This is a genomic window from Haloferax gibbonsii (assembly GCF_001190965.1).
In the GTDB taxonomy this organism is placed as follows: domain Archaea; phylum Halobacteriota; class Halobacteria; order Halobacteriales; family Haloferacaceae; genus Haloferax; species Haloferax gibbonsii.
On record NZ_CP011947.1, the window covers coordinates 1780667 to 1801502 of the forward strand.

A 20836-nucleotide genomic window follows, 5' to 3' on the forward strand; every position below is an offset into this window, starting at 1 on the left:
TCTCCGCGGAGTTGGGGAGACGTTCGGCGAAAAGACGGCTGGGGACGGTTCGGCTGTCCGACTTCACTGAGTCGCGGCCCGCCCGCCACCCCGCCGCTCTTCGCTCCGGCGGTCCTCGTCGTAGATGAGAGACACCTCGTCGGCGTAGCGGTCGAGGATGTTCCGGCGCTTCTTTTTCATCGTCGGCGTCATCAGGTCGTTACCCTCCGTGAACTCCTCGGGAACGACGCGGAACTGCTTGATTCGCTCGTAGGACTCGAAGTTCTCGTTGGCCGCCTCAACCTCGGCTTCGATGCGCTCGTACACCCGGTCGTCGCGGCAGATGGCTTTCGGCTCGTCGGGGAGGTCGATGCCCTCCTCGTCGGCCCACTTCCGCAGCCCGTCGAAACTGGGCACGATGAGCGCCGAGACGAACTTGCGGCCGTCGCCGAGGACCATGCACTGTTCGACCACCGGCGAGGAGGCGAACGCGTCCTCGATGGGGCCGGGCGCGACGTTCTTGCCCGTCGAGAGGACGAGAATCTGCTTGGCGCGCTCGCGGAAGGTGATGTAGCCGTCGGGCCGGAGTTCGACCACGTCGCCGGTGCGGAACCAGCGCTCGCCCTCGTCGTCCTCGACGAACGCCGCCTCGGTCTCTTCGGGGTTGTTCCAGTAGCCCTCGGTGACGCTCGACCCGCGGACGAGCAGTTCGCCCACCTCGCCGCCCGCGTCTCCGAGTTGGTCGCCGACGACGGTCGTGTCGAGTTTCGTCTCGACGTTCCGAAGCGGGTAGCCGATAGTTCCGATTTTCGGTTCCTCGGGGGGGTTGACCGAGATGACGGGCGACGTTTCGGTGAGGCCGTAGCCCTCGTAAATCGGGAGGCCCATCGCGTGGTAGAGCGCGCACAGCTCGGCCGAGAGGCTCCCGCCGCCGCTGATGAAGAAGTCGAGGTTGTCGCCGAGCGCCTCGCGCACCTGCCCGAACACGAGCCGGTCGGCGAGGCGGTGTTTCGCGGTGAGCAGGTAGCCCGGCGCGTCGGTCGTGTGGTACGCCTGCCCGACGCCGACGGCCCACTCGAAGATGCGCTTTTTCGCCGGCGACTCGCTGGCTTGCGCCCGAATCGCGTCGTAGAGCTTCTCGTACACGCGGGGGACGCTCGTCCCCGTGGTCGGCCGGACGAGCTGGAAGTCCTCGCGGAGCGTGTCGGGACTTTCGGCGTAGGCGACGGCCGCGCCCGCCGCGAACATCATGAAGTGGCCGGCCATGCGCTCGAAGACGTGCGCGAGCGGCAGGAACGACAGCGCGACCGAGTCGGGGCCGATGACCGGCGTGTCGCCTTTGTCCGGGCGGGGACCGAACCGCCGGTAGCTCTCGTTGACGTTCGACCGGAAGTTCCAGTGGGTGAGTTGGACGCCCTTCGGCTGGCCGGTCGTCCCCGAGGTGTAGATGAGGCTGGCGAGGTCCTCGGGCTCGCGCTCGTCCAGCCACGACTCGTAGGCCGCCTCGTCGTACACTTCCTCGCCGCGGCGGTAGAGTTCGCCGAGCGTCAGCACGTCGTCGCGGTCCTCGTGGCCCTCGTACTCGTCGACGACGACGATGAAGCGCAGGTCGAGTTCGTCCTCGACGGCGAGCACGCGCTCCAGTAACTCCTGATTCTCGACGACGACGGCGTTCGCGCCGGGGTCGGAAAGCAGGTACTGCACCTGCCGCTCCGACGACGAGGTGTAGACCGTGGTGACGACGCCGCCCGCGCCGAGGACGGCGAAGTCGGTCTGGGCCCACTCCATGCGCGTGTGCGAGAGGATGCCGACCCGGTCGCCGGTCTCGATGCCGAGGTCGCGGAACCCCGCCGCGAGGCGACGGACGATGCCCCGCATCTCCTCGTAGGTCAGGTCGGCGTAGTCGCCGTCGGGGGCCGCCGGAACGACGCCCTCGGCGACCAGCGACCGGCGGTAGACGCCGCCTTTGTACCGCTGTGCGACTCGCGTGGCGTTCCGCGACGCGCTCGATTCGAACATCCGTGGGAGGGTCGTCCGCTCGATGACAGGGTCGTCGAACGCCGCCTCCGCGTCCCGCCAGTCCATGCTCTGTTAGTAATGATTCAACATTTAAAACTATGTACGTTCGGTCTGTTGAAACCCCGCGATACCGCGGGGAAACACCGATTACGAACCCGTTCGCGCCGGTAGGTCCGTCCAATCCGTCCGAGCCGCCCGAGTCGCCCGAACCGCCTGAATTGCCTGAATCGCCCGGACCAGCCGACTCGCTCGTGTCACTCGTCGTCGCCGATGTAGTCGAGGTAACCGAGCACGCCGCGGGTGTTCAGGCGCTCTTCGTCGTGTGCCTTCCGCTCGCCCCACACCTCGGCCATCTGGGTGTGCTCGACGAAGTGGTCGATGACGGCCTCGTCGTCGCCGAGTTCCGCGCGTTTCTGTCGGATGGCCTCGACCCACTCCACGAGGACCCGCTTGTACTCTCCGGCGAGGTCGCTGTCGTAGGGTTTCGGTCCGAAGTGGCCGAAACAGACCGTCTCCGGGTCGATGTCTTCGATAGTGCGCACGTCGTCGAGCGCCTTCTGGAGGTGGAACTGCGAGGGCGGCGAGGTCTGTCGGAGCGTCCGCGACTTCGGCTCCCAGATGCCGAGGGCGTCTCCGACGAACAGCACGTCGTCGCCGTCGTCGTGGAACATCACCTGATGCGGCGCGTGGCCGGGCGCGTGGTGGACCGTGAGCGTCCGGTCGCCGAGGTCGATTTCGTCGCCGTCGGTGAGTCCCTCGACGCGGTCCTCGTCGATTGGGAGCGGTTCGTCGTAGAACTGCCACTGGTCTTCGACGGCCGCCTTCGTGCCCTCGATGAGCCGCGACGGGTCCACGAGGTGCGGCGCGCCGATTTCGTGGGTCATGACGGTCGCGTCGGGGTAGCGCTCGGCGAGGTAGCCCGCGCCGCCCGCGTGGTCGAGGTGGACGTGCGTCGGCAGGATGTACGCGAGGTCGTCGACGCCGACCTCGTCGAGCATCCCGAAGACCGCCTCTCTGTCGGCGGCGATGCCGGTGTCGATGAGCGCCGGTTTCTCGGCGTCGACGAGGTAGACCGAGCCGTACTTCTCCACCTCGTACATGCCGCTGTCGACGTAGTAGAGGTCCGTGCTGTCCGGGACGGGTTCGACGTCGCCAATAGCCATAGTTGACGGCCGTCTCCGGGGAAGAAAAGCGTTCGGTCGCCCGCCCCCCGCGTTGATTACGGGCGACCGCAAAGCGGTCTCCACGCTCGAATCCGGGAGCTGCGGCCGCTTTCACGTGGGTTCGTCGCGCTCCCCAGATGCGGGTTCGTCGCGCTCGTCCGCCGTTGATTTGCCCCCCGTCCCTCGGCGATGCGATACGATTTTCCCGCCCGCCCGGAAACCACAGCCCAATGATTGACAGGCAACTGCTCCGCGACGAACCGGAGCGAGTTCGCGACGCGCTCGCCGCCCGTAACATGGAGGGCGTGGACATCGACCGCGTCCTCGACGTGTACGACGAGTGGCGCTCGCTGAAGGCCGAGGGCGACGACCTCCGCCACGAGCGCAACGAGGTCAGCCAGAAAATCGGCCAGTTGAAGCAAGAAGGGAAAGACGAGGAAGCACAGGAGGCCATCGACCGCTCGGGCGAACTCAAGACGGAGCTACAGGAGCTCGAAGCCCGCGCCGACGAACTCGAAGCGGAACTCGACGAGGCGCTCATGGAACTGCCCAACCTCCCCCACGAGTCGGTTCCCGTCGGGGCCGACGAGGCCGACAACGAGGAGGTCCGCCGCGTCGGCTTCGACGACCTCCGCGAGCTTCCCGACGAGGTGACGCCCCACTACGACCTCGGCGAGGAACTCGACATCATCGACGAGGGTCGCGCGGCCAAGACCACCGGCTCGGGCTTCTACTTCCTGAAAGGCGAGGGCGCGATGCTCGAACACGCGCTCGTGCAGTTCATGCTCGACGTGCACCGCGAACAGGAGTACGTCGACCTCTTCCCGCCGATTCCGGTCAAGACCACTTCGATGGAGGGTACCGGTCAGCTCCCGAAGTTCGCCGAGGACGCCTACCGCATCGGCGGCTCGGAGACCGAGAACTACGAGGACGACGACCTGTGGCTCTGTCCCACCGCGGAGGTCCCGGTCACGAACATGTACCGCGACGAGATTCTCCTGAAGGACGACCTCCCGCTGAAGCACCAGGCGTACACGCCGAACTTCCGCCGCGAGGCGGGCGAACACGGCACCGAGACCCGCGGTATCGTCCGCGTCCACCAGTTCAACAAGGTCGAACTCGTCAACTTCGTCGAGCCCGAGGAGTCGTACGACCGGCTCGAAGCCCTCGTCGACGAGGCCGCCGAAGTGCTCGACCGCCTCGGGCTGCCGTACCGCGTCCTCTCGCTTTGCACCGGCGACCTCACCTTCGCGTCGGCGAAGACCTACGACCTCGAAGTGTGGGCTCCCGGCACGGAGTCGGACGACGCCCCCGAACAGGGCGGCCGCTGGCTCGAGGTCTCGTCGGCCTCGAACTTCGAGGACTTCCAGGCGCGCCGCGCCGGCCTCCGCTACCGCCCCGAGCGCCACGAGTCGGCGGAGTACCTCCACACGCTCAACGCGTCGGGCACGGCCGTCGGCCGCGTCATGGTCGCGCTGCTCGAATACTACCAAAACGAGGACGGCACGGTCGACGTGCCCGAACCGCTCCAGCCCTACATGGGCGGCCGCGAGGTCATCGAGGGCCACGAGCCCGTCGGCGAGGCCGCCGTCGGTGCGGGTAAGAAGGACTGACCGGGACGAACCGCGCCCGGGCGTTTCTCTCTCACTCTCTCCGTTCTCCCTTCTCCCGAGACTCGCCCCGTCAGTTCGCCGTCGACGACTTGACGAACGTCTTCAGCTCCGAGAGCTTCCCGTCGTGGGCACGGAACCGGTCGAGAAAGACGAACAGTTCGTCGCCGTCGCGGTCTTCGAGGTGGCCGCGGACGACGATTTCGTCGTCGGACTTCGACTGGATGTAGCGCTCGATGACGTGTCGCGTGTCCTTCTGCGGCCTGTCGTCCCGCATGAACGAGACGAACTCCTCGCGCCCCGAGAGCGTCATGTCGCCGCGGTGCTGGACGAACTCCGGTTCGAGGATGTTCCGAAGCATGTCGTATCCGTGGTGGTCGAGCGCCGTGTAGTACTGCCGGGCCAGATACGTCGCGTCGGGATGCACGCCCTCTCTTCGTCGGCCGACCGGAAGTATCCGACGCCGGCCCTGCCGTCCGACTCCTCGCGCGCGCCGCCGCGTTCGGGACGCTTTTCTCGGCCAGTCGCGTATCGTGGCTGTGGACCTGCACGTTCGATACGAGGGCGACGACGACCCGAAGAAGTGCACGGCGAAGAAGCTCGAACGCTTCGACATGGCCGCCCTCCACGGCTCCGACCGAGAGACTCCCTACGGCGTCGTGCTCAACCCCCACGCCGACAGGGCGCTGTCGCCCGCCGACGCGGACACCGGCGCGCTCGTCGCGCTCGACTGCTCGTGGGAGTCGGCCGGCGAGGCCATGTTCTCGCTCCCCGGCGAGCACCGCGCGCTCCCCTATCTCGTCGCCGCCAACCCCGTGAACTTCGGCCGCCCGATGCAGCTGACGACGGTCGAGGCGATAGCCGCCGCCCTCGTCATCTTCGGCGAGAAGAAGCGGGCCGAGGGTATCCTCTCGAAGTTCAACTGGGGCCACACGTTCCTCGAACTCAACGAGGAGCCGCTCCGCCGGTACTCGGAGTGTGCAGACTCGACCGAAGTCGTGGAGATTCAGCGGGAGTACCTCGAACGCGGCGAGTAGACCGCGCCCGCGGAGCGGCGAACCGCGTCGATTACGCCTTCAGAGTCGGCTCGACGTCCAGTTGAGCGCGACGGTCGTCCCGGTGTCGACGCGCTCGGTCGGCGTCACCTGAATCACTCGCGCCCACGTCCCGCCGCTCGGCGCGGTGTAGTTCATCCCGCCGCAGTAACAGTCGACCTCGAGCGCGGGGTCCTCCTCGTCGTGGCCGTCGTACGGATAGCCGGTTCGAGACCAGGCGCTCCAGTCGATGGTCTGGCCGTCGTGGCGCGCGACGAGCGTGACTTTCAGCGGTTCTCCGACGGTCGTAGTCCCGTAGTGGATGTCCTCGCGGTCGGTGTCGACGGTATCGAGCGCCTGCGGCGACTCGGGGAGCAAGTCGACCTGCGAGAGGTCTTGGGTGTCGTAGGTCTCCGTCGCCTGCACCTCGGCGTCGTCCGGCGCGCGGTACACCTCGGTCGTAAACGGGAGCGACGAGTCTTCGAGCCGAAAGCCGAGCAGCACCTCGTCCGAGGGGACCGACGTCGCTTCGACCAGCGTCGGGTGTATCTCCTCGGGGTTCTCGACGAAGTCGGCGGCCTCGAGCCCGCTTTCGGTTGTTTCCTCCGCCTGTTCGGTCGTCTCGTTCGCGGTCGTCTCGTTCGCGGTCGTCGTGGTCTGCGTCTCGGTCGCGGTCTGCGTCTGCGCGTCGGTCGTTTGCGTCGTCGAGTCAGAGTCCCCGGACGAGCTACAGCCAGCGAGACCGGTGAGACCGACGACGGCGACGCCGCAAATCGATTGGAGGGTTCTTCGACGGGTGTGCGTTGGCTCCTTACCCATGGCCGTCGGGTGTGGTCCCGCTCCCTTAGAGACCCGCGACCGTTTACGTGAGATAACGGACTTAGCACCATGCTAAACCCCGTTTTTTGGGACTATCGCGTTCGGGGAGAGTCCGAGTCGCGGCCGCGTTCGTCTGACTATCCTTTCACCCACGCGCCGACGGCCCCGGCGATGGCGCTGTCGATTGCGAAGATGAGCGTCAGCACGACGCCCGCGACGAGGACGCCGACGCCGCCGAGGAGTCCGCCCAGCGGCCCGCCGGCGAGTCCGAGGAGGCTCCCGAGCAGGGCCGCGAGGAGCGTCACGACGATACCCGAGATGGAGCCCGCGACGAGGCCGTTCCACGCGCCGTTGCCGAGCGTGCCGCCCGCGAGGTAGCCCGCCGCGAAGCCCCCGAGCAGCCCCGCCCCGATTTGGCCGATGAGCGGGAGCGCGAGCCCGCCGGTGCCGACGACGACGATGACGACGAAACCGACGGCGACAGCTTTCCAGTCAGTCATGGGTCGACGTAGACCTCGGGCGGGCAAGAACTTCGTGGCGGTCGCGGGGGATGTTCGACCGCTTTGCTCACGTCCGCGTCCGCGCGCCGGTCGCCCGCGACCCCCTCGCTTCCGGTCGAACCGTGCGTGAGACCTGCACGGCGAATCCACCGCTCGAAGCGCCGAGCCCCAAACGGACGCGCTTTTACGGCTCGGCCATGTAGCGGACTGCAATGATTTTCGAGTCTCTCCCGACCACGCCCCGGTCGGACGAACTCATCGACAAGGCCTTCTCGCGGGCCGCGCGCACGGGGCGAGCGAAGCAGAACAAGTTGGAGGCTCAGCAGTCGATGCTCCAGACGGCGTCGAACATCCTTTCCGACAACCTCGAAAACGTCGTCGTCGAGTGGCCCGACTTCGGGACGGTCGACCCCTTCTACTACGAGCTCGCCGACGCCATCGTCGACGTGGACGAGGTCCGAAAGAGCCTCTCGGAAGTGATGTGGGCCTCCCGGCAGGTCGACAACATCGCCCGCGAGTACCAGCCGAAGCTCCGCAAGACCGACGCCGACCTCGCGCGCAAGCACCGAAAGCAGGCGTTCGCCCGCATGGCGAGCGTCGTCGAGGAGGTCGAAGACGACCTGCTCCGCATCGGCGAGGCGCGCGACGCCCTGAAGAACCTCCCCGACATCCGCCCGGACGAACCGGCAATCGTCGTCGCCGGCTACCCGAACGTCGGGAAGTCCTCGTTCGTCAACGACGTGACCCGCGCGTCGAACGAAATCGCCCGCTACCCCTTCACGACGAAGGGCGTCCAAATCGGGCACTTCGACCGCGACCGAATCCGCTACCAGATTATCGACACGCCGGGGCTGCTCGACCGGCCCGAAGACGAGCGAAACGACATCGAGCGACAGGCCGTGAGCGCCCTCGAACACCTCGCGGACGCCGTCATCTTCGTCGCCGACGCCAGCGGGGCGTGCGGCTACCCCATCGAGTCGCAGCTCGAACTCCGCGACGCCGTGCAGGCGCGCTTCGAGGAGCGCGACATCCCCGTCCTCACCGTCTGTAACAAGAGCGACCGCTCGACCGACATGGAGGCCGACCTCTACATGAGCGTCGAGACGGGCGAGAACGTCGAGGCCGTCCTCGACGCCGCGGTCGAGGCCATCGGGTTCGAACCCGACATCCCGCCGTCGCGCAACGAGTAAGCGACTCGGGATTTTTCGGTTCTGGCGCTTCTGTCTTGCCGCAGCACCTGCTTCTCGACGAGAGCTGTGGCTACGAGGTAGCTGTCGGAGAAATGGGAACGCGGGGGGTGGTCGAGACCGGGAGTTCGGTCTCGGTCAGCGGGGTGGGGTCGCTTACTCGGCTTCGTAGACCATCTGGACGGTCGCCGAGACGGTCACGGGGCCGGGCGAGAGCTCGGTCGAACCGGACGAGGCGCGGGCGGCGTCCTCGGCGTAGGCGACCGGGTACGGGCCGGGCGAGGCGCTGCCGCCGACGGTGGCTGTGTGGACGCCCGTGACGGTCAGGTCGGAGGCGCTGGCGACCGCGTCGGCGTCGGCCTTCGCCGAGTCGACGGCGCGGGTCAGGGCCTCTTCGCGGAGTTCGGCGCGCTTCTCGTCGGTCAGCGTGAAGGCGACGCCGCGGATTTCGCTGGCACCGGCACCGACCGCGAGGTCGATGACTTCGCCGGCGCGGTCGGGGGCGACCTCGACGCGGAGGGTGTGGGTGGCGCGGTAGCCGAGGAGGTCGCGCTCCTGGCCGCTGTAGTCGTACTCGGGGTAGATGTTGAAGCCGGTCGTCTGGATGGCGTCCTCGGCGACACCGGCGTCGGTGAGGGCGGCGCGGACGGCGGCCACGTCGTCGGCGACGGTGCCGCGGGCGTCGTCCGCCGAGTCGGCGGTGGTCGTCACGGCGATGGAGACCACGGCGAGGTCGGCGTCGGCGGTCACTTCGCCGGTGCCGGTCGCGGAGATGGTCGTCGCGTTCGTCGCGTCTACGCCGCCGTCGGTCGTCGCCTGCAGGGGTGCCGAGAGGCAGCCCGCGAGGAGGACGAGGCCGACGAGGAATATCGGAGCAATCGTGCGTCGTTGCATACCCACCGTACGTCGGTTCAGCTATTCAAGCCGCGCTAGAGACAAAGAGCGACTGTAGCCTTCGAAACGGGGGACGGAACGCCGGCCGTCCTACTCCACGACGGCGACGTAGCGCACTTCGACGTCGATTTCGCCGGTGGCCCACGGCGACAGCGGCTCGGGGGCGACGGCGTTCACCCGCCTCGTGAGTTCGCGTTCGACCATCGGCGGGTCGGAGGCCGGGTCGTAGCCGACGGTCACGACGACGCCGTCGGGCTCCTGTAGCGGCCCGCTGTCGTACTGCAGTTCCATCGATAGCAGTCGGGCGTCGGTGCCCGAGAGCACGTCCTCGATGGCGTCGCGCGCGTCGCCCTGGAAGTCGGCGTTCCGGTAGGTCGTGTAGGTGACCGCACCGAGGAACGACGAGAGGACGAGCAGTCCGACCCCGATGACGGCGATGCGGAACAGGGCGGCCCGGCGGGCCTCGTCGCGGCGAATCCAGCGCTCCGGCCGGTAGCCCTGCTGCCAGAGGACGCCGATGGCGACGAAGTTGACCGAGAGGATGTTGACGAGGACGAGGATGGCCGAGCCGACGACGGCCTCGGGCGCGCCCCACGCGATGCCGATGCCGACGACGGCGGTCGGCGGGACCAACGCGGCGGCTATCATGACGCCGACGAGCGCGGTCGAGACGCCGGAGGAGAGCGAAATCGCGCCGGCGGCTCCCGCGCCGAGCGCGATGACGAGCGACAGCACGTCGGGCGCGAGGCGCTCGTCCACCTCGGGAATCGAAAGCACCTCCGCGGACGACAGCGGGACCGCCCCGGTCTGTTTGAGCAGGAAGGCGAAGACGGCGGCCGCGCCGACCGCGAGGACGCCGCCGAGCGCCTGCAGGCGAACCCCGCGGCCGAACATCTCGTCGTCGTCGACGACGGTGCCGACGCTCGCGGACATCGCGGGACCGACGAGCGGGGCGATGACCATCGAGCCGACGACCACGGCCGGCGAGTCGAGAAGCAGGCCCGCGGTGGCGACGAGCGCCGAGATGACCGTCATGAGCACGTAGGTCGAAACCGACGGCGCGAGGTCCGCGGCCTTCGAGGCCAGTTCCTCGCGGGCGATGCGGTCGCCGTTCTCGTCGTCTTCCTCGTACTGCTCGCGCAGTTGGTCGAACCGCTTCGACGCGACCGTCTCGGCGGCGACGACCACGGTGTAGGCGTCGCGCTCGACGCCCGCCTCGCGGAGTCGCGCTAACACCGGTTCGACGGCCTCCTTGGGGACCGGGAAGGTGACGACGGCGACGAAGCCGCGCCCGGACGTCTCCTCGGAGACGGCGTAGTCGACGCCCTCCTCGTCGAGCGTCCGCAGGACGGCCTCGCGCTTGCCGGTCGGCACCAACACCTGTACGAGTCGCACGGCCTCACGTCGGCCCGGGCGGTGAAATAAGCAGGGGCTCGGCTACTCCGACGACTCGTCGCGCAACCGCCGGAGGACGGGCATCTCGTCGAGGCGCTCGTCGGGGAGCGCGTCCCAGTCGATGCCCGTGGGTCTCGGGTGCGAGGTCTCGGTTCGGACCAACCGTTCGGGAGTGACGACGAGGTCCATCGGCACGTCGTGGGCGTCCGGCTCCGGCAGGTCGTCGCGGACCTGTCGCTCGTGGACCGTCGTCGCCACGGTCGTCTCGTCGGTGACGGCCCCGAGACCCCGCAACACCGCGTATTCGAGGTCGCTGAACCCCTCTCCCTTCCCGATGCGCGCGCCCGCGTCGGAGACGGCGACCGACCCCGAGACGACGAGGTCGACGGGCGGCAGGGCGTCTGGGCCGACCGTGTCGGCGTAGGTCTCGACGTGGGAGACGGTCGGCGCGCTGTCGAGGTGTTCGTCGTCGATGCGCGCGGGGTCGAGTTCGTAGAAGCACTCCTCGTCGCGGAGCCGGGGGACGGCCATGTAGACGGTTTTCCCCTCGCGGAGCGCCCGTCGCCTGACGGGGAGTTGCGGGGCGTCCGGGTTGGCCTTCACCGCGTCGGCGTCGGCCCACTCGGGCGTCGCCGCGAGTCGCTCGGCGGCCGCTTTCGCGTCGGCGAAGTTCGGGATGCGGCCGTGCGGCGGGAAGGGAAACCGTGCCGCGCCCGACGATTCGAGGTCGTCCCACACCGTCGTTCGGAGCGTCGCTTTGTCCATCGCGTCGCCGTCGCGTACTCGCGGCGGACCAATAGCTCCCCCGTTCGTGTCGCGGGCGAACCGCGTCTCGGCGCGAGCAGTCGCCTACGAGAGGTCCGCCGCCGACTGCGACAACAGCACCTTCCGCAGGACGGTGTCGGCCCCACGGCGGACGCGCTCGGAGGCGGCCTGCGGGCTGATTCCGAGTCGCTCGGCCACCTCATTGAGCGTGGTCTGACGGGGGACCTCGAAGTAGCCCTCCGAGACGGCGGCGACGAGCGCCTCCTGTTGTTCGTCGGTGATGTCGAAGCTGTAGACGCCCGGTTCGCCCTCCGCGAGGGTGTAGATGCGCTCGACGTGGAACTCGAGGTTCTCCTCCTGACAGCGGTTGTGGAACTCGGTCAGTCCGGTGTGGTCGCTGAACCGGAGGCGGAACGTCCACGGGTCGTTGCCGTGGGCTTCGAGAATCGTCGCCTCGCTGTCGGTGAGAATCCGGGTCAGACTCGACGTGGTCCCTCCCCAGCTGACTCTGTACAACACGCGGTTTTCGACGCGGGCGACCGCGGTCAGCTCGTCGACGATGCTGTTGTCTCGGACGGCGCGTTCGAACGCCTCGAAGTCGGTGCCGCGCGCCCAGAAGAACGGCATGACCTCACCGCCGGTCGGGACGACGCGCTCTAGCTCGATGTGGACACCGTTCGACACGGCGGTGACCCTCCCGAGGTCGAAGCTCTCCGAATCGATCGTCAACTCGACGATTACGGCCATTACTGGCTGCCATTTCGCCGCCGCCGTATTGAACTCCCTTGTCGAAATACTGCCAAATATCGGGTGTCGGGTGGTCCAGGCAGCCGGTATTTACTCTATTCAGCTAGTATTCCGGCCGAAATAACCCGTTCGTGACCGGATTCGGTTCATAACATGTAACGGAGGGTTTCCGATTGGCTACTTCAATGACCGGACTGTGAAAGCAAAAAGAGAATGCTGACTTGCTAGCTATGCTCCCTCGGGGACGTAGTTGTGAACGCACACAGACATCGACAGCCGTACGCCGTCCGACCGCGTCGCGATGGCGCAGAGGCGTACGGACGTGTGATTGACGGGCCGCGCTCTCGACGGTACCGGTATCGGGTGGTGTCCACCGGGTGCCCAGAGCGGGGCCTTCCGGCGACTCGCGGGAGACGCTTTGCCTCGGCGTCTCGCGCCCGTCGCGCGACGCCCGTTCGGATCCAACGGGGGTTGCGCCGATGGTAGCCGCGGCGTCCCCCCGCCTCGACGAGGCGTTCGACGCCCTCGGAAACGTCCATCGGCGACGGTTGCTGATGGGTCTTCGCCGACGGCGGCGCGCGCGCCTCGAAGCGGCAACGCGGGACGCGGCCGTTGGTGGCGGCCGCGACCGCGACCGACTGGAGGTGGAGCTGTTCCACGTTCATCTGCCGAAACTCGCTGACGCCGGCTTCGTCGAGTGGAACCGCCATCTCGGCTCCGTCGCGTGCGGCCCTCGATTCGACGAAATCGAGCCGCTGTTGCGATTTCTCGACGAGAACGCGGGCGAGTTATCGGCGGGCGGCCGTGACTGACGCGGCCGCCGCATTCACGCGTCGTCGGCGAGCCGTCGTGGGGGCGACTCGCCCGGAGACGTGATTTTTTCGGCGTCGACGCCCCGGAGCGCGGCGTCCGTACCGTCCTCCTTATCCGTCGCGGCGGCGAACCGCCGGTATGTTCGAAGACCGACCGAACCGCGACGAAATCGTCCTCGTCGGGCGGTCGAACGTGGGGAAGTCGACCCTGATGCGAGAGCTGACGGGTCACAGCAAGTTCACGACGGGTAAGAAGCCCGGCGTCACCCGCAAACCCAACCACTTCGACTGGAACGCGGAGAAATTCATGTTCACCGACCTCCCCGGGTTCGGATTCATGTCCGGCGTCGACCGCGACACCCGCGAGGCAATCAAGACGGACGTCGTCCAGTACATCGAGGAGAACGCCGACGACATCCTCGCGGCGGTCCTCGTCGTCGACGGGAAGAGCGTCATCGACATCATCGACCGCCACACCACGGAAGACTCCATCCCGCACGACGTGGAGATGTTCTTCTTCCTCGACGAACTCGATATCCCGACCGTGGTCGCGGTCAACAAGATGGACAAGGTCGACGACCGCGACGAGCGCCTGAACGACCTCTGCGACCGCCTCGGCCTCTTCCCGCCGTGGAAGCAGTGGCGGAACGTCATCGCGCCCATCACGGCCAAGCGCGGCGACATCTCGCACCTCGAAGACGCCCTGCGGTCGCACCTCCACGAGCAGGGCCGCGACGACCTGTTCAAGTTCCTCTGACCCGCTCGCCGTCGCTTCGAACCCCTCGGCTCGACCCCGGCGAACTCACACCACGCGGTTCGTGAGCGGGTCGCCGGCGGCCGTCTTCTCGACGTTCTCCCGCACGAGCGCCGCGATGTCCTCGTGGTACTTCCCCGTCGCGGCGCTCACGTGCGGCGTGACGAGCACCTCGTCGAAGTTCCACAGCGGCGACTCCGCGGACAGCGGCTCCTCTGCGAACACGTCGAGCGCCGCGCCGGCGATGTCGCCTCGGCCGAGCGCCGCCACGAGGTCGTCCTCGTCGACGACGGGCCCGCGCGCGACGTTCACGAGGTAGGCGTCCTCGCGCATCGCCTCGAACGCCGGCGCGTCGACCATGCCCGCCGTCTCCTCCGTCAACGGCATCGCCAGCACCACGAACCGGGCGTCGGCGATGGCCTCGTGGAATCGGTCGGGCGTGAACACGGTCGAGACGTTCTCGACCGGGTCGCCGGAGCGCCGGACGCCGACGACCTCCATGCCGAGGGCGGCCGCGCGGTCGGCGACGCCCCGGCCGAGCGTGCCGAGGCCGACGACGCAGACGCGCTCGCCGTCGAGGGTGAACGGCTCTTTGTAGCGGGGCAGGTCCCACTCGCGGTCGCGCTGGGCGTCGCGGTAGGCGTGGAGGCGGCGGGCGAGCGTCAGCATGTAGGCGACGACCGTCTCGCCGACCGTCGTCCCGTGGACGCCGGTGCTGTTCGTGAGCGCCGTCCCGGCCGCCTCGTAGGCGTCCACGGGGAACTCGTCGTAGCCGGCGCGGACGCAGTGGACCCAGTCGGCCTCGACGAACGCGTCTCTGTGGCCGAACGAGACGACCGCGTCGCCCGGGCCGAACGCCTCGCCCTCGTCGACGAGTTCGACCGGAGCGTCGGAGTTCGAAAGCGCCTCCACGAACAGGCCCGGCGGCATCACGCGACCGACCGACTCGTCGACCGCGATGCGTTCGATGTGCATGACCGAGGGGTCACCGCGGCCCACGAAGGAAGTTGCGCCTTCGGCGTCGGTCTCCGGTTTTCGGGGTTCTGGTTCTCGGCTCCTAGGCTCTGGTTTCCGGCTTCCGTCACCCGACTTACGTCGTCTTCGACCACGGCGGGGGGAGGAGCACGTCGGTGTCGGGGTGGTCGGCGCGCCACTCGGCCCACGTCGTCACCGACGACGGGAGAATCGCCAGTCGCTCGCCCGACTGCGGCCCGCAGATGGCCATCGCCAGCAGTTGGCTCCAATAGCTTCCCGTCGCGTCGTCGTAGAGCACGAGATTCCCGGCGTTTCGAACCTCGGCGTCGCCGGACGTTGCGGACGCGCCGAACACCCGACCCTCCTGCACGCCGGCAAATCCGTAGACTGCGGGCGGTTGCCAGAGGTGTCCGGAGACGCGGAAGACAGCGTCGGACCCGGAGACACGCCGCGCCGCGACCATCCCCGACTGGCAGATCGGGCAGTAGGTGACGAGCAGCGGTTCGCCGCCGAGGCTGTCGTTGACGACCTCGTGCCACCAGAGAATCGAAAGCGGGTACGCACGGGCCGACCCCCCGCGCTCGACGCCGATGACGAAGGCGTCGTCGGAGAGTCCTCGCCCGACCTCGTTACCGAGGCGGTACTTCTCGGCGACGGTCCGTCCCTCCCAACTCGGACCGACCGCGGGTTCGAGAACCGCCTCGATACCGACGAACGGGGTTGGCGGGTCGTCGCAGACGGTGCTGGGAAAGCCGTGTTCGACGACCGGGGTGGGGTTCCTTGGCGCGGGAACGCCGGCGATCGGAGGACGGACGTTGCTATCGGTACAGCCCGCGAGTCCGGTGGTCGCGGCGGCGGTACAGACGCCGAGAAATTCCCGTCGGTCCATGCGATAGCTCGGGCCGGAGGAACCGAAACCTCGCGGGGGTTGTGTGTCCGTATCGCACGGGACGACGGGGAACGATGCGTTTCGATTCGTCAGTCTTCGCGAGGTGAGGGCACGGGGCTCACGGGTTGGCCCGGAGCGTCACGCGCTCAGCCCGGTGGTCCTCGATGAACGCGCCCGGCCCACCGAAACTCACCTCGCCATCGAGGGTCTCGAGAACGAGGCTCGTCTCTAACGTGTAGTCGTTCGACGCCGGTTCGACGAACGCCTGTCTGATGTCGATTATCTTTCCGAAGAACTCCTCGCCGCTCTCCGTCACGACGTCTGCCCAGAGGTCGGTCCCCGCTTGCCGATGGAGGAACGCGTGGAAGACCGCCTCGCGGAACCAATCGTACGACGCTGGAAGCGGGTCGGGGTCTGTCACGTACTGAAGCTTCGAGGCGGGCCAGTAGGCGCTGAGATACATTCCGAGAACGGACCCCGCGAGATGGTTCTGTGTGACGGTGACCGCGTCCTTGTCGTTGTGTGGTAGTTCGAGGACGTGGGGGTCACCGATCATCGCCGATTTGTCGTCGACGGTGTAGAGGAACGGGAGGCTCGCGTCCCAGTAGCGGACGGCGTCCGCGACGTCGGCGAATTCGTGGGTATCGTCGTCCACCTCGTCCATCTCGCCGAGCAGGAGGAAGATAAACACGCCTCTGGCGGCCGCGTCCTTGAGTTCCGCTTCTATCTCGGGATAGACGTGTTCTGGCACGGCGACTAACGCCTCGACCTCCGCCTCCGAGAGGGCGGTCCGCATCCGTTTGAGCGCGGTCTCGCGGGACTTTATGATCCGTATCTCGGGTGCCTGCTCGGTACTATCGTCGAACCGCTCCTTGAGCGACGGCGTTATCGATTCGATGCGAGTGGAGAGGTTCTGCATCGCCTCCTCGGGCGGTAAGGCGCTGATCGTCGTCGGCGACGCGTGTTTCTTTACCCGGACGAGCCCCCGCCGTTCGAGTCGCTCGGCGATGCCGTAGACGCCCCGTTGGCTGACGTCTGCGGCTTCCGCGATGGCACGGGTCGTCGCCTCTCCCAGCGAGAGGAGTGCGAGATATGTGTCGATCTCCGTATCGGACAGGCCGAAGACGCTCAGTTCCTCTCTGAGCGCCGCATCGTCCAGTCCACTGGACCGATTCATTTCGTTCACGTAAGATAGCTGTTCGTTCATATAGATACTTTGTGTCGTGTGCGGTGTCTTCGGGCGCACGGAGCGGTATCGGACACCACGGAATCGGACGCGAAAATATCACATAGCTGTTTTTTCAGCTCATTGCAACGGTCACGTAGCCCTCGAAATCGAGGATGACCCGCTGGGTGCGGTCACCGAAGAGCGCCTTCTTGGTCGGTGACCGACGGGGTCCCGAAAGGAAGACGTGGTCACAGTCAGTCTGTTCCGCGATATCGACGATTTCGGCGGCCTGTTCGTTCGCCTCCGCGACGACGGTTCTGAGTTCGTAGTCGACGGCCGACCCGAGGACCTCGCTCGCAGCGTCTTCGACCTCGCCGGACACGCCGTCGAGGACAGCGTCTTCGTCGTAGCTCGTGTGCTCTGCCCGGCCGATGGCATCGAGCGTTCGTTCGACTTCTTCGTACTCGTCCGGCGTCGCGAGTGCGACGACGACGAGGTCCGTCCCGCCCCCGACGGCGAACGTCCGGGCGCGTTCCAGCAGGTTTCGGTCACGGTCTATCCGGTCAATTGCGACAAGTGCGCGTGGCATTGTTGTGTATGGGTTTGGGTGTGTCTCGTGTCTCACCGGCTCAGTTCGATTTCTTCGAACGGGTCCCAGTCGAAGTAGATGAACGCGGACGAACCGACGACCGTCACGCCGAGCATTCCGAGGCTCAAGAGGGTGACAACGGACGTCGCCGTCCCCGGTTCGATGTACGGGAGCGAGAGCGCGAGGAAGGCGAGCAAGACCACGCCCGAAACGAAGAACGCGCGCCAGACGGCGGTCATCGGTGGCACCTCTCGCGGGAGTCCACAGTTTCAGTCATCGCTCTCTCCCCGTGGTCGCGGTGCATCCGTCGGTTCGACGCCATCGAGCGGGTCGCTGTCCCAGTACTCGTGGTCCGGGTCCGTCCGGTGACAACCGGCGCAGTGAGCTCCCGGTTGGCCCGCCTCGTCGCCGAGTTCGGGCGCTTCGGTCGTACACACCTCGCGTGCCTCCGGGCAACGCGTGTGGAAGTGGCAGCCAGATGGCGGACTCACCGGGTCGGGGATATCGATAGAGCGGACCGGCGGGTCGGTCAGTTCCTGTTGGCTCGGGTCGAGGTCGGCTGTCGCCCACCGGAGGACCTTCGAGTAGGGGTGTTTGGGGTCGCGTAGCACCTTCTCCGGGGGACCGATTTCGACGATTTCCCCGAGGTACATGATGGCGACGCGGCCGCCGGCCTTCTCGGTGAGGTACCGGGCGTTCGACAGCGTGTGCGAGATGAAGACGAACGACGTGTTGAACTGCGCTTGGAGTTCGAGGAGCAGGTCCATCGTCTCGACGCGCAGCGAGACGTCGAGCGCGCTGACGGCTTCGTCAGCGAGGATGACATCTGGGTTCATCAGCAGTGCACGCACGAGTGCGACGCGCTGTTGCTCCCCGCCGCTCAGCTGGTGCGGGTACCTGTGTGCGTACTCCTGGGGCGGCTGCATCCCGACTCGATCCAGGAGCGCGAAGATTCGCGCGCGCCGGTCTTCGGTAGACAGCTCGGAGTTCCACCGCTTGAGCGGCGCTTCGAGCGAGGTCAGCACCTTCCGATTGGGATTGAGCGCTGCGCCGGGGTCCTGATGGATTATCTGGAGTGCCTTGCGGATGTCACCGTACGAGACGCTCGCGTCTCCGTTTCCGTCCTTGGCGTCCCACACGTCCTGGCCTCGGTAGGTCACCGTCCCGTTCGTGGGCCGTTGAACGCCGATTATCGTCTTCCCGAGAGTCGTCTTTCCGCACCCGGACTCGCCGACCAGCGCGAGGACTTCGTTCTCCGGGATATCGATAGAGACGCCGTCGACTGCCTTCACCCGCTGTGCGTCGTTGAACAGCGAGTCAACGAGCCCCTGTTCTTTCTCGAAGTGCACGGAGACGTCTTCGAGCGAGACGACGATCTCGTCGTCCCGGTCGGTCGTTTGACTTCCCGTCGAGTTGCGTTGGTCGCTCATGACTCGACCACCTCCAGTTCCAGCGGAACCGCATCGCCGGCGTCGTCGTGGTTGAAACACGCCGTCCGTTGATCGTCTGCGGTGTCGAACCACGGAGGGGTCTCTTCGTGACACTCGTCGGTCGCGAGGGGACACCGCGGCGCGTAGTGACAGCCGTTCGGCGTATTCGCCGGATTCGGCGCGCTGCCCGGTATCGGTCGCATCGTCTCCAACGGGGCATCGAGGCTCGGGACCGCTCTCAGGAGCGCCCGCGTGTACGGGTGTTGGGAGTTTCGAACGACCTGTTCGCTCGGGCCGACCTCCGCGAGTTCGAACGCGTAGAGGATGGCGAGCCGGTCGGCCAGCCCGGACACGAGCGGAAGGTCGTGCGTGATAAAGAGGATAGAGAGGTTGTACTTCTCCTTGATATCGTCGAGCAGGCTCAGGATGGACCGCTGCATCAGCAGGTCCAGCGCCGCCGTCGGTTCGTCCATCAAGAGCACCTGCGGCTCTAAGACGAGCGAAAGCGCGATGAGCGCTCGCTGACTCATTCCCCCGGAGAGTTCGTGGGAGTAGGAGTCCAGCACTCGGTCGGGGTCCAGATACAGGTCTTCGAGGAGTTCCCGCGCCCGTTTCATTCCCTCCTCGACGTCGTAGTCGTGGGCGTCGAGGGTCTCCTCGAAGTGACCGCGGACGGTCATCGTGGGGTTGAACGAGGAGAGTGCTCCCTGGAACACCATGGATATCTCTTCCCATCGGAGCGACCGCAGTTCCTCGTCCGAGAGGTCGAGGATGTTCACGGGCTCGCTTCCGCGCTCGGGGTAATATCGAATCTCACCGGTGGTAATTCCGGGTTCTTCGACCGCGTCCATCATCGCGTTGGCGAGCATCGACTTCCCCGACCCCGATTCGCCGACGACGCCGAGTATCTCCCCGCGTCTGAGGTCGATACTCACGTCGTCGAGTACCATCGCGTCCCTGTGCTCTAAGTCGTAGGTAACGCTCGCGTTTCGGACCTCTATGATAGGGTCGTGCGCGCCGCGTCGTTCTGTCTGGCTGTCTCGTGGCATGTTAGATATCACCCGTGTTTGGGGCGTCGCCGTCGCCGCTGGCGACGGATTTCGCGTGTCGGGCACGGACTCTCGGGTTGAAGATGCGGTCTGCTCCCTGTGCGAGGAGGGTCAGCCCGAGTGCGAGGACGATGATCGTGAGCATCGGCATCAGCAACCAGTGGAAGGCCGATGGCGAGGAGGTGGCGCCGGCCCGGTTGACCGCCGCGTTCATCATGACGCCCCAGTTGACCTTGTTGTACGGGAGCACACCGAGGAAGTACAGCCCCACGGAGCCGAAGATGACCGCGCGGGCCTGTTGGACGAAGTTCATCGTGATGTACGGCATCAGGTTCGGGATGATGTCGCCGGCGACGATGGTCGGCGTGCTCATCCCCATGATGCGGGAGGCCTCGACGTACTCGTCGTCTCTGATGGTGAGCACCTGCGAGCGAATCGCGCGGGCAAGGCCGGCCCAGGCGTTAATCGTGATGAGGACGCCGATGACGGCCGGGTTCCCTTTGATCTGAAGTGCAGTCGCAAGGACAATCGTCAGCGGGAGCCCCGGAATCGTCATCATGATGTCCGTAACGGTCATCAAGACGCTATCCGTCTGGCCGCCCTTGTAGCCGGCAAGCGTGCCGATGGCCGTGCCGAGGACGACGGTGAACACCGCACCCGCGGTGATCATGACGAGCATCGACGGCGTGGCGTGGACTATCTGCGAGAGGATGTTCGTTCCCGACGCGGTCGTTCCCAGCGGGTATTCGAGCGTCCGGAACGCGCCGACGAGAAGCGGCCCCTGGTTCGGTTTGGGTTCACTGACGAACAGCGGCCCGACCGTTCCCAGCAGCAGGTAGGCGACGACGACGAGTAGCCCGGCTCTGGCGCGCCAGTCGTCCCACACGATTCGCGCGGGTGCGAGCACCGCCTCGTCGAGCCACTGGCGGCGACGCTCGGCGTTGGTCATCGAGACCTCCGCCATCCGCTCGAACTCGGACACGGTCTTTCCGCCGTCCGCGGCTAGTCGCCCCGTTCCGTCGTGTCCGGTGACGGCAGGTCGCTGATCTCTCTCACGC

Annotated in this window: 22 protein-coding genes; 5 read left to right on the forward strand and 17 right to left on the reverse strand. The window is 66.8% G+C overall.

Features of this window, described 5'->3' with window-relative positions:
* Nucleotides 1-63: 63 nt before the first annotated feature.
* Nucleotides 64-2064, reverse strand: a complete 2001-nt coding sequence (locus ABY42_RS09280; protein ID WP_050459272.1) for an AMP-dependent synthetase/ligase — start codon at nucleotides 2062-2064, stop codon at nucleotides 64-66.
* A 188-nt stretch (nucleotides 2065-2252) separates the two neighbouring features.
* Nucleotides 2253-3161, reverse strand: a complete 909-nt coding sequence (locus ABY42_RS09285; RefSeq protein ID WP_050459273.1) for an MBL fold metallo-hydrolase — start codon at nucleotides 3159-3161, stop codon at nucleotides 2253-2255.
* Between the two features lie 230 nt (nucleotides 3162-3391).
* Here ABY42_RS09285 and serS point away from each other — a divergent pair, with 230 nt between their 5' ends.
* A complete protein-coding gene (gene serS / locus ABY42_RS09290) occupies nucleotides 3392-4774 on the forward strand; it encodes a serine--tRNA ligase (protein ID WP_004976345.1) in 1383 nt (460 codons plus the stop codon).
* A gap of 70 nt (nucleotides 4775-4844) precedes the next feature.
* Here serS and ABY42_RS09295 read toward each other — a convergent pair whose 3' ends face one another.
* On the reverse strand, nucleotides 4845-5198 hold the full coding sequence (locus ABY42_RS09295) for a nuclear transport factor 2 family protein (RefSeq protein WP_004976344.1): 354 nt from the start codon (nucleotides 5196-5198) through the stop codon (nucleotides 4845-4847).
* Nucleotides 5199-5310: 112 nt separating this feature from the next.
* Here ABY42_RS09295 and ABY42_RS09300 point away from each other — a divergent pair, with 112 nt between their 5' ends.
* Nucleotides 5311-5808, forward strand: coding sequence for a DUF367 family protein (locus ABY42_RS09300; protein ID WP_004976343.1), 498 nt, complete (start codon nucleotides 5311-5313; stop codon nucleotides 5806-5808).
* A 39-nt stretch (nucleotides 5809-5847) separates the two neighbouring features.
* Here ABY42_RS09300 and ABY42_RS09305 read toward each other — a convergent pair whose 3' ends face one another.
* Both ABY42_RS09305 and ABY42_RS09310 read right to left on the reverse strand, forming a co-directional pair.
* Entirely contained in the window at nucleotides 5848-6624 is a 777-nt protein-coding gene (locus ABY42_RS09305) for a hypothetical protein (RefSeq protein ID WP_050459274.1), read from the reverse strand.
* Nucleotides 6625-6761: 137 nt separating this feature from the next.
* Nucleotides 6762-7124 (reverse strand): DUF5518 domain-containing protein, encoded by a 363-nt coding sequence (locus tag ABY42_RS09310; RefSeq protein ID WP_004976340.1) that lies wholly within the window; start codon nucleotides 7122-7124, stop codon nucleotides 6762-6764.
* Nucleotides 7125-7336: 212 nt separating this feature from the next.
* Here ABY42_RS09310 and ABY42_RS09315 point away from each other — a divergent pair, with 212 nt between their 5' ends.
* The gene (locus ABY42_RS09315) at nucleotides 7337-8314 is read left to right on the forward strand and encodes an NOG1 family protein (protein ID WP_050459275.1); all 978 of its coding nucleotides are present in this window, start codon (nucleotides 7337-7339) and stop codon (nucleotides 8312-8314) included.
* A 153-nt stretch (nucleotides 8315-8467) separates the two neighbouring features.
* Here the strand turns inward: ABY42_RS09315 and ABY42_RS09320 are convergent, their stop codons facing one another.
* The 4 genes from ABY42_RS09320 to ABY42_RS09335 all read right to left on the reverse strand — a co-directional run bounded on the left by ABY42_RS09320 (nucleotide 8468) and on the right by ABY42_RS09335 (nucleotide 12112).
* Nucleotides 8468-9205: an SIMPL domain-containing protein gene (locus ABY42_RS09320; protein WP_004976338.1), complete on the reverse strand. Its 738-nt coding sequence runs from the start codon at nucleotides 9203-9205 to the stop codon at nucleotides 8468-8470.
* Nucleotides 9206-9295: 90 nt separating this feature from the next.
* Entirely contained in the window at nucleotides 9296-10600 is a 1305-nt protein-coding gene (locus ABY42_RS09325; protein ID WP_050459276.1) for a TIGR00341 family protein, read from the reverse strand.
* 42 nt (nucleotides 10601-10642) lie between these two features.
* Nucleotides 10643-11365, reverse strand: a complete 723-nt coding sequence (locus ABY42_RS09330) for a 5-formyltetrahydrofolate cyclo-ligase (protein ID WP_050459277.1) — start codon at nucleotides 11363-11365, stop codon at nucleotides 10643-10645.
* 84 nt (nucleotides 11366-11449) lie between these two features.
* Nucleotides 11450-12112, reverse strand: coding sequence for a helix-turn-helix domain-containing protein (locus ABY42_RS09335; RefSeq protein WP_050459278.1), 663 nt, complete (start codon nucleotides 12110-12112; stop codon nucleotides 11450-11452).
* Between the two features lie 479 nt (nucleotides 12113-12591).
* Between ABY42_RS09335 and ABY42_RS09340 the strand changes: the two genes are divergently transcribed.
* Together ABY42_RS09340 and engB are read left to right on the forward strand one after the other, a co-directional pair.
* Nucleotides 12592-12924 carry a DUF7344 domain-containing protein gene (locus ABY42_RS09340; RefSeq protein ID WP_050459279.1) on the forward strand — a complete coding sequence of 111 codons (333 nt, stop codon included), beginning with the start codon at nucleotides 12592-12594 and terminating at the stop codon, nucleotides 12922-12924.
* A 139-nt stretch (nucleotides 12925-13063) separates the two neighbouring features.
* Nucleotides 13064-13681, forward strand: a complete 618-nt coding sequence (gene engB, locus ABY42_RS09345; RefSeq protein ID WP_004976333.1) for a GTP-binding protein EngB — start codon at nucleotides 13064-13066, stop codon at nucleotides 13679-13681.
* Between the two features lie 45 nt (nucleotides 13682-13726).
* Here engB and ddh read toward each other — a convergent pair whose 3' ends face one another.
* From ddh to ABY42_RS09385, 8 genes are all read right to left on the reverse strand, one after another.
* Nucleotides 13727-14653 carry a D-2-hydroxyacid dehydrogenase gene (gene ddh, locus ABY42_RS09350; protein WP_050459280.1) on the reverse strand — a complete coding sequence of 309 codons (927 nt, stop codon included), beginning with the start codon at nucleotides 14651-14653 and terminating at the stop codon, nucleotides 13727-13729.
* Nucleotides 14654-14768: 115 nt separating this feature from the next.
* Nucleotides 14769-15542: a DUF3179 domain-containing (seleno)protein gene (locus ABY42_RS09355; RefSeq protein ID WP_050459281.1), complete on the reverse strand. Its 774-nt coding sequence runs from the start codon at nucleotides 15540-15542 to the stop codon at nucleotides 14769-14771.
* Nucleotides 15543-15660: 118 nt separating this feature from the next.
* Complete coding sequence (locus ABY42_RS09360) at nucleotides 15661-16719, reverse strand: TrmB family transcriptional regulator (protein ID WP_050459282.1); 1059 nt, start codon at nucleotides 16717-16719, stop codon at nucleotides 15661-15663.
* Between the two features lie 124 nt (nucleotides 16720-16843).
* The gene (locus ABY42_RS09365) at nucleotides 16844-17299 is read right to left on the reverse strand and encodes a universal stress protein (protein ID WP_050459283.1); all 456 of its coding nucleotides are present in this window, start codon (nucleotides 17297-17299) and stop codon (nucleotides 16844-16846) included.
* 32 nt (nucleotides 17300-17331) lie between these two features.
* On the reverse strand, nucleotides 17332-17538 hold the full coding sequence (locus ABY42_RS09370) for a hypothetical protein (protein WP_050459284.1): 207 nt from the start codon (nucleotides 17536-17538) through the stop codon (nucleotides 17332-17334).
* Between the two features lie 30 nt (nucleotides 17539-17568).
* The gene (locus ABY42_RS09375) at nucleotides 17569-18729 is read right to left on the reverse strand and encodes an oligopeptide/dipeptide ABC transporter ATP-binding protein (RefSeq protein ID WP_050459286.1); all 1161 of its coding nucleotides are present in this window, start codon (nucleotides 18727-18729) and stop codon (nucleotides 17569-17571) included.
* The gene (locus tag ABY42_RS09380) at nucleotides 18726-19778 is read right to left on the reverse strand and encodes an ABC transporter ATP-binding protein (protein WP_050459287.1); all 1053 of its coding nucleotides are present in this window, start codon (nucleotides 19776-19778) and stop codon (nucleotides 18726-18728) included. Before ABY42_RS09380 ends, ABY42_RS09375 begins: the two co-directional genes overlap by 4 nt.
* A gap of 1 nt (nucleotide 19779) precedes the next feature.
* Nucleotides 19780-20760 (reverse strand): ABC transporter permease, encoded by a 981-nt coding sequence (locus tag ABY42_RS09385; protein ID WP_231608257.1) that lies wholly within the window; start codon nucleotides 20758-20760, stop codon nucleotides 19780-19782.
* Nucleotides 20761-20836 lie beyond the last annotated feature (76 nt).

What these genes read in the sequence shown, in the direction of transcription:
- ABY42_RS09280 (WP_050459272.1), bottom strand. Translation starts at nt 2,064, where the DNA reads ATGGACTGGCGGGACGCGGAGGCGGCGTTCGACGACCCTGTCATCGAG.
- ABY42_RS09285 (WP_050459273.1), bottom strand. Translation starts at nt 3,161, where the DNA reads ATGGCTATTGGCGACGTCGAACCCGTCCCGGACAGCACGGACCTCTAC.
- serS (WP_004976345.1), top strand. Translation starts at nt 3,392, where the DNA reads ATGATTGACAGGCAACTGCTCCGCGACGAACCGGAGCGAGTTCGCGAC.
- ABY42_RS09305 (WP_050459274.1), bottom strand. Translation starts at nt 6,624, where the DNA reads ATGGGTAAGGAGCCAACGCACACCCGTCGAAGAACCCTCCAATCGATT.
- ABY42_RS09310 (WP_004976340.1), bottom strand. Translation starts at nt 7,124, where the DNA reads ATGACTGACTGGAAAGCTGTCGCCGTCGGTTTCGTCGTCATCGTCGTC.
- ABY42_RS09315 (WP_050459275.1), top strand. Translation starts at nt 7,337, where the DNA reads ATGATTTTCGAGTCTCTCCCGACCACGCCCCGGTCGGACGAACTCATC.
- ABY42_RS09320 (WP_004976338.1), bottom strand. Translation starts at nt 9,205, where the DNA reads ATGCAACGACGCACGATTGCTCCGATATTCCTCGTCGGCCTCGTCCTC.
- ABY42_RS09330 (WP_050459277.1), bottom strand. Translation starts at nt 11,365, where the DNA reads ATGGACAAAGCGACGCTCCGAACGACGGTGTGGGACGACCTCGAATCG.
- ABY42_RS09335 (WP_050459278.1), bottom strand. Translation starts at nt 12,112, where the DNA reads ATGGCCGTAATCGTCGAGTTGACGATCGATTCGGAGAGCTTCGACCTC.
- ABY42_RS09340 (WP_050459279.1), top strand. Translation starts at nt 12,592, where the DNA reads ATGGTAGCCGCGGCGTCCCCCCGCCTCGACGAGGCGTTCGACGCCCTC.
- engB (WP_004976333.1), top strand. Translation starts at nt 13,064, where the DNA reads ATGTTCGAAGACCGACCGAACCGCGACGAAATCGTCCTCGTCGGGCGG.
- ddh (WP_050459280.1), bottom strand. Translation starts at nt 14,653, where the DNA reads ATGCACATCGAACGCATCGCGGTCGACGAGTCGGTCGGTCGCGTGATG.
- ABY42_RS09355 (WP_050459281.1), bottom strand. Translation starts at nt 15,542, where the DNA reads ATGGACCGACGGGAATTTCTCGGCGTCTGTACCGCCGCCGCGACCACC.
- ABY42_RS09360 (WP_050459282.1), bottom strand. Translation starts at nt 16,719, where the DNA reads ATGAATCGGTCCAGTGGACTGGACGATGCGGCGCTCAGAGAGGAACTG.
- ABY42_RS09365 (WP_050459283.1), bottom strand. Translation starts at nt 17,299, where the DNA reads ATGCCACGCGCACTTGTCGCAATTGACCGGATAGACCGTGACCGAAAC.
- ABY42_RS09370 (WP_050459284.1), bottom strand. Translation starts at nt 17,538, where the DNA reads ATGACCGCCGTCTGGCGCGCGTTCTTCGTTTCGGGCGTGGTCTTGCTC.
- ABY42_RS09375 (WP_050459286.1), bottom strand. Translation starts at nt 18,729, where the DNA reads ATGAGCGACCAACGCAACTCGACGGGAAGTCAAACGACCGACCGGGAC.
- ABY42_RS09380 (WP_050459287.1), bottom strand. Translation starts at nt 19,778, where the DNA reads ATGCCACGAGACAGCCAGACAGAACGACGCGGCGCGCACGACCCTATC.